The sequence below is a fragment of the Streptomyces sp. NBC_01276 genome, from assembly GCF_041435355.1.
Classification (GTDB): domain Bacteria; phylum Actinomycetota; class Actinomycetes; order Streptomycetales; family Streptomycetaceae; genus Streptomyces.
This window is the reverse complement of sequence record NZ_CP108442.1, coordinates 7,988,609-8,004,415: the sequence shown is the minus strand read 5'-3', so window position 1 is coordinate 8,004,415 and position 15,807 is coordinate 7,988,609. Positions and strand designations below refer to the sequence as shown.

At 71.1% G+C, this 15,807-nt stretch carries 12 protein-coding genes; 10 read left to right on the top strand and 2 right to left on the bottom strand.

What is annotated here, in order from left to right:
- The first annotated feature begins 302 nt into the window (after positions 1–302).
- Both OG295_RS35920 and OG295_RS35915 read left to right on the top strand, forming a co-directional pair.
- Positions 303–1,382, top strand: coding sequence for an IS110 family transposase (locus OG295_RS35920; protein ID WP_371681409.1), 1,080 nt, complete (start codon positions 303–305; stop codon positions 1,380–1,382).
- Positions 1,383–2,062: 680 nt separating this feature from the next.
- Positions 2,063–3,856: a hypothetical protein gene (locus OG295_RS35915; protein WP_371680853.1), complete on the top strand. Its 1,794-nt coding sequence runs from the start codon at positions 2,063–2,065 to the stop codon at positions 3,854–3,856.
- Positions 3,857–3,978: 122 nt separating this feature from the next.
- On the opposite strand, the gene OG295_RS35910 is transcribed toward OG295_RS35915, so the two are convergent.
- Complete coding sequence (locus OG295_RS35910; RefSeq protein WP_371680851.1) at positions 3,979–4,908, bottom strand: LysR family transcriptional regulator; 930 nt, start codon at positions 4,906–4,908, stop codon at positions 3,979–3,981.
- A 79-nt stretch (positions 4,909–4,987) separates the two neighbouring features.
- Between OG295_RS35910 and OG295_RS35905 the strand changes: the two genes are divergently transcribed.
- The 6 genes from OG295_RS35905 to OG295_RS35880 all read left to right on the top strand — a co-directional run bounded on the left by OG295_RS35905 (position 4,988) and on the right by OG295_RS35880 (position 12,837).
- Complete coding sequence (locus OG295_RS35905; protein ID WP_371680850.1) at positions 4,988–5,716, top strand: hypothetical protein; 729 nt, start codon at positions 4,988–4,990, stop codon at positions 5,714–5,716.
- Between the two features lie 232 nt (positions 5,717–5,948).
- Positions 5,949–6,596: a dihydrofolate reductase family protein gene (locus tag OG295_RS35900; protein WP_371680849.1), complete on the top strand. Its 648-nt coding sequence runs from the start codon at positions 5,949–5,951 to the stop codon at positions 6,594–6,596.
- Between the two features lie 262 nt (positions 6,597–6,858).
- A complete protein-coding gene (locus tag OG295_RS35895) occupies positions 6,859–8,124 on the top strand; it encodes an MFS transporter (RefSeq protein ID WP_371680848.1) in 1,266 nt (421 codons plus the stop codon).
- Positions 8,121–9,974 (top strand): alpha/beta fold hydrolase, encoded by a 1,854-nt coding sequence (locus OG295_RS35890; protein ID WP_371680847.1) that lies wholly within the window; start codon positions 8,121–8,123, stop codon positions 9,972–9,974. Before OG295_RS35895 ends, OG295_RS35890 begins: the two co-directional genes overlap by 4 nt.
- A 248-nt stretch (positions 9,975–10,222) precedes the next feature.
- On the top strand, positions 10,223–12,124 hold the full coding sequence (locus OG295_RS35885) for a RiPP maturation radical SAM C-methyltransferase (RefSeq protein ID WP_371680846.1): 1,902 nt from the start codon (positions 10,223–10,225) through the stop codon (positions 12,122–12,124).
- Positions 12,125–12,177: 53 nt separating this feature from the next.
- Positions 12,178–12,837, top strand: a complete 660-nt coding sequence (locus OG295_RS35880; protein ID WP_371680845.1) for a DUF5825 family protein — start codon at positions 12,178–12,180, stop codon at positions 12,835–12,837.
- A gap of 97 nt (positions 12,838–12,934) precedes the next feature.
- Here the strand turns inward: OG295_RS35880 and OG295_RS35875 are convergent, their stop codons facing one another.
- On the bottom strand, positions 12,935–13,588 hold the full coding sequence (locus OG295_RS35875) for a TetR/AcrR family transcriptional regulator (RefSeq protein WP_371680843.1): 654 nt from the start codon (positions 13,586–13,588) through the stop codon (positions 12,935–12,937).
- A gap of 131 nt (positions 13,589–13,719) precedes the next feature.
- On the opposite strand from OG295_RS35875, the gene OG295_RS35870 reads away from it, so the two are divergent.
- Together OG295_RS35870 and OG295_RS35865 are read left to right on the top strand one after the other, a co-directional pair.
- Positions 13,720–14,682 (top strand): alpha/beta hydrolase, encoded by a 963-nt coding sequence (locus tag OG295_RS35870; RefSeq protein WP_371680842.1) that lies wholly within the window; start codon positions 13,720–13,722, stop codon positions 14,680–14,682.
- A 26-nt stretch (positions 14,683–14,708) separates the two neighbouring features.
- Entirely contained in the window at positions 14,709–15,626 is a 918-nt protein-coding gene (locus OG295_RS35865; protein ID WP_371680841.1) for an aminoglycoside N(3)-acetyltransferase, read from the top strand.
- Positions 15,627–15,807: the final 181 nt, after the last annotated feature.

Genomic DNA, 15,807 nt, shown 5'->3' with positions numbered 1-15,807 from the left:
ACGGTCGTCCAGCCCTTGAAGGAGAACTGTGATAGTCGACCTGCGGCCCGGGTTGGGTTGCTGCCAGGCTGGCGTTGGCGTTCCGGCATGACCCGAAACGGTAACTGGCGGCTCATCAGAGCTTGCCGTGCCCCCGAGATGTCTGCCGGACGTCGACGTCGGCCTGGCCCACCCCGTTGGCTTGATCAGCAGCTTGTCCGCCATCTCGACGTGACTCATCACAGTTCTGCCACGCGGTGACTCCACCCAGGCCGGCGTCGACCACGGTCGTCCAGCCCTTGAAGGAGAACAACCGCGTGACCATGCTCGCAGAACAGGTCGACGGCGTCATCGGCGTCGACACGCACCGAGACACTCTTGCCGCGGCGGCCGTCAGCCCTATCGGCGCCGTCCTGGCCAGCACCGATTCGCCGGCCAACGCCCGTGGATACCAGTTGCTGCTGGACTTCGCCCGCCAGCAGGTTCCCGGCCGTCGCTGTTGGGCGCTGGAGGGGACAGGCTCATACGGCGCCGGGCTTACGGCTTTCCTTGACGCGAGCGGCGAAAGTGTCGTCGAGGTGTGTCGGCCCAAGCGTCCGGCCATCCGAGGCGGACGCAAGACCGACATGCTCGATGCCGTCCGCGCTGCCAGGGAGGCCCTGGCGACCGAACACCTCATCCATCCACGACGCCGCGGTGAACGTGAGGCACTTCGTGTCCTCCTGACCACGCGGCAGAGCGCGGTCCTGGCTTCCACGGCTGCGATCAACCTGCTCAAAGCGCTGATCGTCTCGGCGCCCGACGAGGTCCGTGTCGAACTGCGAGGCATGAAGAGCAAGGACCAGATCGCTCACTGCGCAGGGTTACGAGACCGGCCTGCCCAGGACATCGAACACCGCATGACCGTTCGTGCCTTGCGAAGCGCCGCTCAGCGGATCGAAGCCCTACGTGCTGAGGCGAAGGAGCTCGAACTGGAAATCCTCGCTCTCGTTCGCACCATCGCTCCCGAGCTCCTGGCCCTGCAGGGGATCGGTCCCATCAGCGCCGCTCAGATCTTGATCAGCTGGTCACACCCCGGCCGCTTCCGGTCCGAGGCAGCGTTCGCGGCCTTCGCCGGGGTCGCTCCAATCCCCGCGTCGTCAGGGCTGACCAACCGGCACCGGATCAACCGCAGCGGCGACCGGCAGCTCAACCGGGCACTCCATACGATCACCTTGATCCGTATCCGCCTCGACCCCATCACCCGTGCCTACGTGGCCCGGCGAATCAGCGAGGGAAAGACAGCGAGGGACGCCCAACGCTGCCTCAAGCGCGCAATCTGCCGACAGCTCTTCAAGCTCCTCGAACGAGGAGACCAGCCCACGCCTCCAGCCCCCGCCGAAGATCTTCCCCAGGCAGCTTGACTTGATATAGCAGCCTCGGGGCTCCTGATCAGGCGCCGTTGATGCGGTCGAGGAGCACCCGGGCCTGTTTGGTGCGTATGTGGTCCGGGCCGAACGCCTCCAGGCAGGCGCTGTGGCCGGCCGCGGCCCAGCCCGAGGAGGGCAGTGGCCTCGGCCAGTTCGATGGCCCCGGTCACCGGGGTGCGCTTGTCCCAGATTTCGAAGGGGCGGCCCAGTACGGCAACGCCCTTCGCCTCGGATTCGTTGTGCCGGCCGAGCATGTTCATCGCAGAGGCGCGGTACAAGATGCCCAGAGCATACGAACGCCGCGCACGCCAGTTCGGAAACGGAGGAAATTGCCGATCCGCGTCTTGGCCCCGCCCCGGGTGCCTCCCGGGCGCGCAAGGAACGGCACAGCACGGAACGGCACAGCACGGAACTGCGCAGCAGGCTTGCGGAGACGAGCGTCGCGCCGAACTGCGGAAGTTCAAGCGGCCGGCGCGGACGGCGGTCCGGCTGCCGCCTTCGCCCGGTTCCGGTGCCGACCGTACGGCCTCGTCTCGAATCGGCCAGTGCTGAGCGGTTTCGGCCGTTCATGGCGGATGGGGTGTTCTCAGTGTGTTTGGCGGGATAGTGCTGGGGACGGCGGGGACCGCGCCCCGTGGGGGGAGCGCCCGTGGAGCCGACAGGGGGATGTGGCGATGGCCAACCTGCACTACGAGATACTCACCGATCCCGCACAGCTTCAGGTATCCGGCACGGGCAAGGACGAGGAGTCGCCCGGAACGGTGCACATCGTCGTATCCAATCCGAACGCGTGGTTCGTGACCCTCTACGATCTCGCCGTGACAGTGCCGTACGGCACCGGCCGGGACCATCTGACCGTCGACCCCGACCGGATCAGGGCCCGGGTCAGTCGCAGCACGCTGAGCCCCACGGTCGACCTCGCGGACTCCTGGGACGTCACGACCGGGACCTACCGGCTGGAGTCGCCCTCGGGCGCGCGCCTGCGGAGGGGCGAGGTCATCGTCATCGAGCTGACCGGCTTCCCCGTCTCCTCGGAGGAGGGGCTGGTCCTGCTGTCCGTGGCGGAGGAGTCCCAGGGCCGGGGTGCCAGGAACGAACACCTCGTCACGCTCAGCCTGCTGAAGCGGGCTCCCAAGATCCCCCGCAACTTCCGTGCGGACAAGACCCTGCTGGGCTCTACGGAACGGGTCACCCTGCGGTGGGACGGACCCGACAGCCTGGCCTACAGGATCCAGGGTCCCGACGGGCTGGCCCAGACCGTCCCGCAGCGTTCCGGACCGGACTGGAGCTGGTCGCCGAAGCCGGGTGAGGAGCCCAGGCGGGACGCCACCTACGTCCTGATCGCCACCCCCCAGAGCGAGCACCAGCCGGGGTACTACCTCACCACCACGGTGCACCTGCGCAACCCCGGGTTCGAGAGCGTCACGGCGACGAACGGGCTGTCCGCTCCGTGGGTGAAGGGCATCGACCACGAGGGCCGGATCGAGTTCACCGACCTGGGCGCGAAGCTCCTGGACAAGCAGCAGAAGTACGGCACGCTCGCCGCGCAGGCCGCCACCGTGGAAACCGTCACCGCCACGACCGGCGTCACGACCCCCTGGGTCGAGGGCACCGAACACGAAGGCCGCATCGAATTCACCGAGCACGGCGCCCGGATCCTCGACGACCGGCAGGCGCCGGGCAGCGTCACCGCCGCGGCGCTGGACGCGGAAACCGTGAGCGCGGCGCTGGTGCGGGGGCGTGACGGCGGAGCGGGATGGGTCCGGTTCCCCGCCGACGGGATCGCGGTCGGCCACGGCGCGGGCGGTGACCTGGGTGTCGTCACGGCGGACCGGGTCCGGGTGAGCGGCATCAACACCACCTGGGTGGGTGACATCGATGGTGGCAAGGGGTGGATCGAGTTCCCGCAGTCGGGGGTGAACATCCGCAAGGACGGGACGCAGGAATGGGGCACCGTCGCCGCCGACAAGGCGGATCTGACCGGTATCAACACCTCGTGGGTGCAGGGCCGGACGACCGGGGACGGGTGGATCGAATTCCCGGCCAACGGGCTGAACGTGTTCCAGGGAGCCGGTGACAGGCAGTGGGGCACCGTCGCGGCCGGTACGGCGGACCTCAATGACGTCGTCACCCACCGGGCCCGGGTCAAGGAACGGCTCAGCCTGGAGGGCGGTCTGACCGTCGACAACGTGCTGGAGACGCAGGACGGCCCGCCTCGGCTGATCGTCCACGGCCGCCTCGACGCCCAGGGCGAGGTGCTGGCCGACCGCCAGGTCACCGTCGCCGGAAACCTCACCACCAAGGGGACACTCCGGGTCCACGGGGAGTCGCTCTTCCGGGGCAAGGTGAACGCCAACGGGCACCTTTCCGTCCGCAACGCGGACGCCTGGATCATGCACACGAACGACGGGCAGATCTCGGTCCAAGGAGACCTGCGAGTCCACGGAGCCTTCCGCTCCGACAGCTGACCGCTTCATCGTCGCGCTTGCTCCGCCGGCCCCGTGGGCCCGGCGGAGCGAGCGCACCTCCTCCGGAGCCGACATCGACCGCCCCGCGTGAGGCGCCCGCCTGCACGGCGCGGAGCCGGGGGTCACTCCCCGGGGGCCGACGGTGGGCCGGCGGCCTGGTTCTCCTCGGCGGCCGTGCGCAGTGCTGCGGTGACGGCGGCGGTGGTCGGGTTCGTGTTCCCGGTGTGACGGGTCGCGGCGAACAGCAGGCGTTGGATCGGGTGGTCCGCGATGGGACGCGTGCGGATTCCGGGGGTGGCCGGGTCGATGGCCGTACGGGGGACGAGCGCGGTGGCCAGGCCGGCTCGCGCGAGGGTGAGCTGGGCGGATATGTCGGCGGTGACGTAACGGGGTACGGGTGTGAAGCCGACCCGGTGGCAGCCGTGCAGGATGGCTTGTCCGCAGTCCGTGGTCGGGGGTGGTACCGCGAGATCGTGCGCAGCCAGCTCCCGCAGCGGGACGGGCCGGTCGTCGTCGCCCTGATCGGCGGCGGTGACGACGAGCAGCGGATCGTCGAGCAGGGGTGCGAGGTCGATGCCGCGCGGTGTCGCGTCCGGCAGGTGGTGGTAGCGCTGTCCCAGCACCACGTCGACGGTGCCGAGTGCGAGTTCGCGTAGCTGTGCCTGGTCGGTGATGAGGCAGGTGACGGTGAGCTGCGGGTGGTGTGAGCCGAGTTCGGTGAGTGCGGGGGCCACGATCCCGGTGACGGTGGACGGCAGCGCGGACAGCGTGGTGGCGGCGCCGACCGTGCCCTTGACCGCAGCGATGGCGCTTTCGGCCTCTTCCATGGCAGCGAGGACGCGGTCGGCGTGTTCCAGGAGGACGCGGCCGGCCTCGGTCAGTGCGACGGTTCGCCCGTCGGGGCGCAGCAGGTCGACTCCCACGTCGTTCCTCAGAGCTGCCAGCTGCTGGGACACCGCACCGGCGGTCAGCGCCAGTGAGTGGGCGGCCGCGGTGATGGATCCGCGGGCGGCGACGGTCTTGAGCATGTACAGGCGTCGGACATCGAGCATGACTCGATAGATTAGCTAACGGGTTCCTTCAGGAAAACGCCTCTTGACCTGTCGAGTTGTGATGGGCGACCTTCAGGCCATGGAAATCGCTCAGTGCGTGGCCGCCGTGGCCCGCCCCATCCATGATTTCGGTGACGAGTTCATGTCCGACGAGGCGACCGCCGGGATCGGCCTGCGTGCCGGGTTCGCTCCGGGCCGCGGCTTCTACTGCCGAGGACGCTTCGGAGTACTCGGCGAGGCACCGGTCGCCGTGGTCCAGGCCGTGCAGGGCTTCCTCGGCCCCCGGCTGGTGACCGCGGGCTGGCTGGCGGGACGGCCCGTGATGCCGGCGGAAGAGGCCGCTGCCTGCTACGCACGGGCTGTCCGGGCGTGGGGGCGCGCGCACATCCCCGCGGATGCCGACGTGGAACACTTCAACCACCTGGCACAGCGGCTGATCGATGCCGCCGACGCCGACGCACTGCCCCTGTTCGCCGGCTGGCGCGCTCTGCCCTGTCCCGGTGACGACCCGGCCGGCGCGGCCATGCAGCGCATACACGTACTACGGGAACACCGGGGCGCCTGCCATCTGGCGGCGGTACGCCGGTGCGGGCTGAGCGCCCGGTCGGCCATGGTCATCGATCTCGGTGTCGAGCGGGCGGCGCACTACGGCTGGCGGGAACCGCAGCCCGTCGACGCGGACCAGATACCCCGACGGCATCGTGCCGAGCGGATCACCGACGAGATGCAGATGCCGCTCTACGCCGGTCTGACCGGCCCGCAGCGCACCGATTTCGCTCGGCTCGCAGGTGAACTGACCGCCCTGTGACGAGCCTGACGCTCGTCGGCCGTGAGCGCCGGCAGCGGGCCGCCGGGCCCACGATGGCCGCCGGGCCCTCGATGGGCACCGGGATGCCGCCGGACGACGCGGGTGAGAGGTGGCGCGGGACACGCCTGGAAAGAAGTTCGGCGCCGCTGTCGATCCGGCCGCGTCCCGTTCGACATCCTGGTGCAGGACGCATCGCCGTACGAGGAGGCGACAGGACCCGATGAGAGAACACATGGCTCAACTGCTGCGCGTGCAGAACTTCAGCATCTCGAGCGACGGCGTCGCCGCCGGCGAGGACCAGAGCCTGGAGCGGCCTTTCGGTCACGACGTCGATCCGGGGAAGCTCTTCGCCTGGGCAGGTGCCACGGCGAGCTGGCCCAACCGCACCGAGCCAGGGGGGAGCCGGGGTCTCGACGACTACTTCACCCGGGACTTCAGCCACAACATCGGCGCCGAGATCATGGGCCGCAACAAGTTCGGACCCCAGCGCGGCCCGTGGAGCGACCACGAGTGGCGCGGCTGGTGGGGTGACGAGCCGCCCTTCCACACGCCGGTTTTCGTCCTCACCCACCACGGGCGCCCGTCGTTCACCCTCTCCGACACCACGTTCCATTTCGTGGACGGCGACCCGGCCACCGTTCTCGCGCAGGCGCGGGAGGCCGCGCGGGGCAAGGACGTCCGGCTCGGCGGCGGCGTGACCACCATCCGGGAGTTCCTCGACGCCGACCTCGTGGACACCATGCATGTGGCCGTCTCACCGGTGAAACTCGGATCCGGGCTGCGCCTCTGGGGTTCGCCCGAGGAGTTGCTGGACCGGTTCCACATGGAGGTCGTGCCCAGCCCGAGCGGTGTGTCGCACCACCTCTTCTGGCGCAGGTGACGAGCGGGACGGCCCGGCGGCCCGCGCGCGGCCGGCGTTGAGCGTGAGCGTTCCCCCGCCCACTCACCGGACGGGGGACGCGGCGTTCTCCGGGAGCAGCCAAAAACGCCGTTTCTTGATCGAGAATTACATTCGAACGCAGGTGTTGTGACGGGTCCCCCCGTTCGCTACGATCGCAACCCTCGACGGCCGTGAATCTGCATATTCCAGGGGGCATTGTGGGTGCGTTGGCGTCGGCAAAACCCCCCGAGCGGAATTCTTGATGGGCGAGGCCGACGAGAAATTAAAGCACTCCGGCCCTTTATTATCCAAAGGCGTTTCCCCGTCCCCGTTCCGTAGACGGGATTTCACGCTCTTCTGGACGGCGGGCGCCGTCGACGGTCTCGGCACCTGCGCGTCCTCCCTCTTCCTTCCGCTGATCCTGCTCGGCGCCGGCCACCCCGCCGGACTCGCCGGACTCGTCGCCTCCGTGGCGCTGGTCAGCGGTCTGGTGGTCTCGCCGGTCGCGGGCGTCTACGCCGACCGCTGGCCCCGCAAGCGGATGATGTACCTGGCCGCCCTGGCCGCGGCGGCCGCCATGGGCTCGGTGTTCGTGACCGTGGCCCTCGGCCACGTCCTCCTCGTCCACGTACTCGCCGCCGCCGTCGTCGAGCAGGCGGCCGGCGCCACCTACGGGGCGGCGGCCTCCGGGACGATCCGGCGGCTGGTCCCGCCCGAGGGGTACGCCCGGGCGATCGGATACCTGCAAGCGCGCGACCAGGCCGTGCAGATCGTCGGGCCCACCCTGGGCGGCGTGCTGTTCCAACTGGCGCGGTGGGTCCCACTGCTCGCGGACGCGGTGTCCTTCCTGCTGGTGGCGGCGTTGAGCAAGGCGATCCGCACGGACCTGGTGCCCGCCCCGCCCGGTCGGACGGATCCGGCCCCGTCATTCGGCCGTGACCTCGTCGCGGGGCTGCGCTTCGTGTGCTCCGAGCCCTTCCTGCGCTTCGTGGTCGTGTGGACCGCCGGGATCAACGCCCTGCTCGGCGCCCTGTACTTCCACGCGGTGTTCGCCTCCCACGCCCGGGGCGCCAGCCCCTCCTCGATCGGTCTCGTCCTCACCCTGGCGGGGGTCGGCGGGCTGCTGGGCGCCCTCGCCGCGCCGTGGCTCGTACGACGGCTCCCGGCGGCGCGGATCGTGACGGGCGCGTCGTGGGTCATGGTGCCCACGGCGGCCGGGCTCGCGTTCGCGTCCCGGACCTGGGCCTACGGGCTGCTGCTCGGCGGGGTCTCGCTGATCGTGCCGTCCGTGGTGGTGGTGCTGCAGACCCGGGCGATGCTGGTCACCCCCGACCGGCTGCTGGCCCGGATGGGAACGGTACTGGGCACCGCCGGCCAGGCCGTCGCGGCGCTCGCGCCCGTGACGGCGGGCATCCTGGTGGCGGCGTACGGAGGACGCACGGTGGCACTGGGCTGCGCGGGCGCGTTCGCCGGGCTGGCGCTGTACGCGACCGCCAGGGCCGGGCTCGTGGCGGGAGGGGCCACGTGACGCCGGCCCCGCCGAAGGCGGCCCCGCGCGCCTACGGCGTCTACCGGCCGGTGCTGCCCGTGACCAGCCCCCGCCGGCCGGACCGGATGGTGTACACCGGGGACGCCGACGGCCGGTGCGAGATCTTCACGTGGGACCGCTCCACCGGCACCGGGCGGCAGGTGACGGACCGTCCGCACGGCACGCTGCTGTGCGCCATCGACGCGGACGAGGCCGTCTGGTGGTTCGACGAGGACCGCGGCGGCAGCGGCGGCTGGCGCACCCAGGCCTTCGACGGCGGCCCCGACCGCCCGGCGCTCGCCGGGGTCCCGTCCGGGCGCCCCGCCGGGCTGGCGCTGACGACGGGGGGCACGGTGGCCGTGGGCATCCGGGGACCCGGGGGACTCGGCGTCCACATCGGACGTCGCGGCGGCACCGCTACGGCCGTCCTGCACACCACGGAGTCCGGCACGCTGTGCGGCCTGGCCCCGGACGGCGGGCTGCTGGCGGTGTCCGGACCCGCCCACTCCGCCCGCGCCGTGACGCTGCTGCGCCCGGACGGGACCACCGTCGCGGTGCTCTCCGGCGCCCGGGAGCGCACCTGGGCGCTCGGCTTCGCGCCCGCGCCCGGGCCCGCCAGCACCTCCGACGCCCCGCCCGCGTCGTCGTCGGGCTCGGCGGTCTCGCGCACCCTGCTGCTGGTCATGCGGGAGCGGGCCGGCCGGTACCACCTGGGCACCTGGGCCCCCGGGCGCGGCGTGGAACTGCTGCCCTGGTGCTCGTTCGACACCGAGACGACCGCCCGCTGGTACCCCGGCACGGGCGGTGCGCGGATCCTGCTCCGGCAGGACCGGCACGGCCGCAGCCGGCTGTTCACCGCCGACCTGGAACGCCGGGCGCTGACTCCGGTGCCCACCCCGGAGGGCACCGTCCTGGACGCGTCGCCGGCCGCCGACGGCGACGTGCACTTCATCTGGACCGACGCGGTGAACGTGCCGCGCGCGATGTCCCTGTCGGGTGCGGCGCTGCCCGGGCAGAGCCGGTGGCGCCTCCCCCGGTTCGGGCGGCGGCAGGACCTGTGGACGCCGGGCCCCGACGGGCCGGTGCACACCTTCGTCACGACGCCCGCCGACCGTCCGGCCCCGTACCCGCTGGTCTTCCTCGTCCACGGCGGCCCGGCCGATCACGACCGCGACGCCTACGACCCCATGGTGCAGGCCCTCGTCGGCTCGGGCTACGCCGTGGCCCGCGTCAACTACCGGGGCTCGACCGGCTACGGGCCGCGCTGGCGCTCCGCCTACTCCGAGGGCGTCGGCCACACCCAGGTCGCCGACCTGGTACGGGCCCGCGCCGAGCTGCTGGACCGGGGCATCGGGCGCGCGGACGCCGTGGCCCTGTGCGGCACCTCCTGGGGCGGCTACCTCACGCTGCTGGCCCTGGGAACGCGGCCGGACCTGTGGCACGCCGGGGTCGCCGTCAAACCGCTCGCCGACTGCGCCACGGCCTTCCGGCACTCCACCCCCGCCCTCCGGGCGCTGGACACCGCGCTGTTCGGCGGCACCCCGGACGAGGTGCCCGAGGCCTACGCGCACGCCTCGCCGTCCTCGTACGCGGCCGCCATCCGCGCCCCGCTGCTGCTCGTCGCCGCGCGCCGGGACGCCAAGTGCCCGCCGCAGCAGGTGGAGGCGTACCTGGACGTGCTGCGTGCGGGCGGTGTGGCGCACGAGCTGATGTGGCTGGACTCGGGCCACGACGGCTACGACGGCGCCGACCACCTGGCCGTGATCCGGCGGTCCCTGAGATTTCTCGGCCGCGGGCTGCCCACGGCGCCCGTGCGGGCCGAGCCGTCCTCGCACCCGCAGGGGAGGTGAACAGCATGCAGAAGGACATCATCCACGGAGACCCGCTCGAGGGCGACGAGGAGAGCCGCAAGCCGGGCGTCGGCGTCGTCATCTACTTCCGCTCCTCGGAGGAGATGGAGGAAGAGGAGAAGTAGCACCAGGGGCCGGACGCGCACCCGTGCGCGGCCGGCCCCCACCGGACGCCCGGCCCCCGACCGACCCGGGCGCCCGGCCCGGCCCCCGCCCCCGTGCCCTGATCACATGAGAAGAGGCCAGCCGTGCGCGTACTCCTGGTGAACATGCCCTGGGCCCCGATCGACCTCCCGTCGCTGGCTCTCGGAATTCTCAAGCGCAGTGTCGACGAGCGCGTTCCGAACGGAACCGCGGACGTTCTGCACGCCAATCTCGAATATGTGGACTGGATCACCAAGAACACGGAATTCACCCTGGAGGACTATTCCTACTACTCGCTCGGATCCTATTTCCTGGGCTGCGGCGACTGGGTGTTCTCCTCCGCCCTTTACGACGATCCCGAGTGGCGTGTTCCCGAGTTCACCGAGGCGATGGGCAGCCGGGTGCGCGGGGCCCGTATGGACATGACGCGGGCGCTGCACGCCTCCGCACCCGACTTCGTCCGGTACATCGCCGAGCGCATCGTCGGGCTCGCCCCGGACCTGGTCGGTTTCACCTCGACGTTCCAGCAGAACACGGCCGCCCTGGCGGCCGCCAAGTACGTCAAGCGCCTCGCCCCGCACATCGCGACGGCCATGGGCGGGGCCAACTGCGACGGCAAGCAGGGCGAGGCCGTCCACCGCAACTTCCCCTTCGTCGACTACGTCCTGCGCGGCGAGGGCGAGGTGTCCTTCCCCGCACTGCTCAGCGCACTGGACGCCGGAGAGCCGCTGTCGGAGGTGCCGGGACTGTGCCGGCGCGGCGGTGACGGCACGTCCGTGGTGAACGCGATGAGCACCACACCGCTGCCGCCCGCGGCCATCCTGCCGCCCGACTACGGCGGGTACTTCGAGCGGCTCGCCTCCTCCCACGCACGGAACTGGGTCGAGCCCAAGCTGGTGGTCGAGGGTGCGCGGGGCTGCTGGTGGGGCGAGAAGCACCACTGCACCTTCTGCGGGCTGAACGGCTCGTTCATGCAGTTCCGCAGCAAGAGCCCGGACGTGTTCTACGACGAGGTCGTCGAACTGGCCCGCAGGCACCGGGTCCTGGACATGTACGTCGTCGACAACATCCTGGACATGGGGTACGTGAACACCGTGCTGCCGCGCATCATCGACAGCGGCTTCGACCTGCGCATGCACATCGAGATCAAGTCCAACATGCGGCACAAGCAGCTCCAGACCCTCGCCGACGCGGGCCTGATCTTCGTCCAGCCGGGCATCGAGAGCCTCAACAGCCGGGTGCTCACCCTGATGGACAAGGGCGTGACCGGCGGCCAGAACGTCCGGATGCTCCGCGACGCCGCCACCGTGGGCCTCTCCGTGGCCTGGAACTACCTGCACGGCTTCCCCGGCGAGGACGCCGCGGACTACGACGACGTGGTGGCCCAACTGGCCGCGCTGGAGCACCTCAACCCACCCGTGGGCCAGTCCTCCCGGATCGCGATCGAGCGGTTCAGCCCCTACTTCAACAACCCCGGGCTCGGGTTCTCCGAACTGCGCCCAGCCGAACCGTACCGGCTCACCTACGACCTCCCCGAGCCCGAGATGTTCGACCTGGCGTACGTCTTCGACGTGCCGCCGCGCGGGATCGGCGAGGAGGTCGTCCGACGGCTGGACGAGGGAATCGCGCACTGGAAGCGGAACTACGCCGGCAGCCGCCTCACCCACTGCGACCTGGAAGACCGGATCGTGCTGGTCAGCAGGCGCCGGGCCTTCGACTGGACGCACCTGGAACTGACGGTCCCGTTCGAGCTGGCCCTGTTCCGGCTGCTCGACCAGCCGCACACGGTGAAGGCGGCCGCCCGCAAACTGCACGGGGAGCACCAGGTGGGCGAGGACGCCCTGCGGGAGGTGCTGAAGCGGTGGCGGGCGCTCGGGGTGGTCTTCGAGGACAACGGGCAGTTCGTACAGATCGCGCCGCCCGCACTGAACGAGGAGTTCCTGCGGATCGACTTCATGCGGCACACCTCCGCCCGCGACACCGAACTCGCCGCGACGACCGCTTGACGACCGTCTGACGACCGCCACGCGACGCCGACAGAGGACGACAGAGGACGACGATGACTCCAGCACTCACCGGCACCCCACCCTTCACCGTGACGGCCGCGCGGGACTACGACCCCGAGGTGGCCGCGCTGCCCGGGATGTCCCTGGGACGTTACGAGATCGACCTCCCCGGCGGCGAGGCCGCCCGGCGGCTCTTCGCCGCCGGGGCCCGGCACGTCACGCTGCCCCGCCCGGTCGACGTGACCGACCCCGCCGACGCCGCCTGGTCCGTACGTGCCCTGAGCTTCGTCGGCGACCTGACCAGCCTGGCCATCGCCGTCGACTGGCAGCTCCACACCGGCCCGGACCCCGACGCCTGGCGCCACTACGGCCACCTCCACCCGCCGACCGCCGTACTGGGCACCCCCGACCCGGCCGCGACGGCCCTCGAATGGCGCAACACGTACTACATCTGCAAGTGCGTCTTCCGGCACGGCCCCGGGTTCATCCAGGTGCGCGACCGGCGCTACGGCGAGCTGCGCCGCTTCACCATCGACGAACCGGAGTACCACGAGGCCGTCGCGGCACTCACCGACGGCGCCCGCGCCGACGCGATCGCGGGGCCGGTGCTGGACGATCTGATGGCCGAGACCCTGGTCCTGCGTTTCGGGGACCACGTGTGGTGGGCCCCGTACCGCGTCCGCCGCTGGTCGGAGGCACCGATGGTGATTTGACGCCGGCCGCTGGTCAGGTCGAGGGCGCGCGGCCTCGCCGATCGGGCGGCGAGCCTGCGGCCGCGGCCCGACCGCATGGCACCCACGATCCGGCACGTCAGGGGATCCGGGCCTCGATGTGGGCGAGTTGGGCGGCGAGGATCTCTTCGAACGCGGCGCGGCGGTCTGCTCCGAGGGGGCGGATGTCGCGGGCGAAGTGGGCCAGGGCGGGGAAGCGTTCGGGGTCGGCGCCGAGCACCGCGACGCGGAACTGCTCCATGGCCTGTTCGTACTCAGTGGGGGTGATGGTGCTGATTCCGGCCTCGGAGGCGATCAGCGCGGCGAGGAGGATCACGATGCGGTGGTATCGCACCGGCACCTCCTCGTCGGGCAGGCCGGACGCGCGCAGAGCCTGCAGCAGCTCCTCCATGACCCATCGGGATCCGGTGCCGCCGGACGCATAGCGTCCCCACACCGCGGCAAGTTGGGGTTGCTCGCCGAAGGCCTCGCGCAGGCGCAGGGCCAGGGCGGTGATGCGCTGCTTCCAGTCGCCCTCGGGGCGGTAGCCGTCCATGGCGGACAGCAGGATCCGGTCGGCAACCGCGCGCAGCAGTTCGGTCTTGTTGCGGAAGTGCCGGTAGAGGCTGGAGGAGTCTGTCCCGAGCGCTGCGGCGAGCTTGCGCACGCTGAACGACTCGGCGTCGCCCGTGCGCAGCAGTTCCGCCGCCGTGTCCAGGATCTCCTCATTCGACCATCGCCTTCGGCCAGTCATCTCGCCCCTCTCCTCCGGACTCAGCCTAACCTGTGCACTTGATGATGCACGCACTGCGTGCATCATGAGGACAGTGCACCGTCCGGCCACAACGACACACCCGGCATCCGGCCGGGAGGGGAGAAGGACACATGAGTGGGACCACCACCGCGACACGGCCGCCGGAGCCGGGCTTCTCGACGATCACGGCCGAGGAACTGCGCGCCTACCGCGACGCGGAGAACCGCTGGCGGGCGTCCGGCACGGCTCGGGCCATGCTCGGTGAACCGGATCCGGGCGCCGAGATCGCCTGGCGGCAGCTGGCGCTGCCCGGCCGCGACCTCCCGGTCCGGGTGTACCGGCCGGTGTCGACAGGAGACGGCGAGGCCGACGCCCGAACCGGCATGCCACTCGTGGTCCATGTCCACGGAGGCGGCTTCGTGGGCACAGCGGCGCAGTGCGACTGGACCAACAGCCACCTCGCCGCGGGACTGCCCGCGCTCGTCGTCTCGGTCGAGCACCGCCTCCTCGCCCCCGGCAGCACGCTCTCGAACGCCGCTGACGACGGCTGGGAGGTACTCGAACACATGGTGCGGCACGCCGCGCAGTGGGGTGTCGACCCGGCGCGCGCGGCCGTCTTCGGTGAGAGCTGCGGCGCGCTGATCAGCGCTCTGACGGCCGTCCGCGCCAGGGAAGCCGGCCTTGCACTCAAGGCGCAGGTGCTGGTCAACCCCGTAGTCGACGTGACCGAGACGATGTTCGACCACCCCTCGATCGCCGAGTACGCGTACAGCCCGACCCGGGCCCTGCCGCAACTGGAGCTCATCCAGCGGCTCGCCGTCCCGCCGGGCAGCGACGCCGCCGCGGTCTCGCCGCTGTACACGGAAGACCTGAGCGGACTCGCCCCGGCACTCGTGGTGCTGCCCACCAAGGACGCTGTCGCCGATCACGGCCGCCGCTACGCCGAGCGGCTGCGCGCGGCCGGGACGCCTGTGCGGCTTTCCGAATACCCGGGCGCGAGGCACGCGTTCCTCACCCTGCCCGGCGTCGAACCACAGGCCGATGCCGCCCGGGCGGAGATCCTCCAGTTCCTCCGCGCGGCCCTGGCGAAGTGACGAGGGAACGATGCACCCCGCCACCCTTGGGCCCGACGGCCGAGCCGCCTCCCGGCCTGCCTGACCAGCCGAACCTCACCCGGCACCCAACGGCGACGAGCGAAGACAAAGGCAACGAGATGAACACCGCGCCACCGACAGAGCCACTGAACGCGACAGCGCTGCAAGACGAGTTCGCATCACTGGGCGTGCGGCCCGGGTCCGTACTGATGGTCCATTCGTCGCTGTCCGCCTTCGGGCACGTGGACGGAGGCGCCGACGCGGTGGTGCGGGCCCTGTGCGCGACGGTGGGCCGGAAGGGCACGATCGTCGTGCCCACCTATACCCGGCAGGTCGCCGACCCCTACCCGGACAGCCACGCCTTCGACGACCTGGGAACGGCCGAAGCACGCGCGGCCGTCCCGCTCTTCCACGACGCGCTGCCGACGGCGATGGGTGCGGTCCCCAGCGCAGTGCTGGGGCACCCGGACCGGGTCCGGAGCCGGCATCCCCAAGCATCCCTGGCGGCCCTTGGCGCGGACGCCCACACCATCTGTGCCGGGCAGCCACTCGGCTACGCCCTCGGGAGTGGTTCGCCCTTCGCCAAGATCCATCAGCTGGGAGGATCCATACTGCTGCTCGGAGTCGGGCACAACCGCAACTCGTTCCTGCACCACGCGGAATCCCTGGTGCCCACCCACCGGAAGAAGCTGCGCCGCTTCCCGTACCTGGTTGACGGTGAGCGGGTGTGGCTCGAGGCGCTGGATGTCGGCAACGACAACGACACCCACTTCCCGCTCATCGGCGCGGAGTTCGCAGCCCTGGGGCTGTCCCGCAGTCGCGTGATCGGATCGGCCCTCTGCCAATTGGTGCCCGCCGTCGCCTTCGTCGACTACGCCCGGAAGCGCCTGTCTCAACTGCTGCACCGGAGTGGCCATCGCCGCCCCTCCGTGGCCGACATCTGACGAGCACCCGCCCGATCCGCTAGGTGGTCCGGAGGAGTGGACGCCCCTCGTTGGTCGGCGTCTGACACCGACTCCACCCAGGGCCCGGGCCGGCGAGGTTTCCCCGCCGAGCAGGCCGGGACGCTCCACCTGGCCCGACCGCCGCCTACGCCGCCGATCGGTGGGCAGCCGGGGCCGCGAC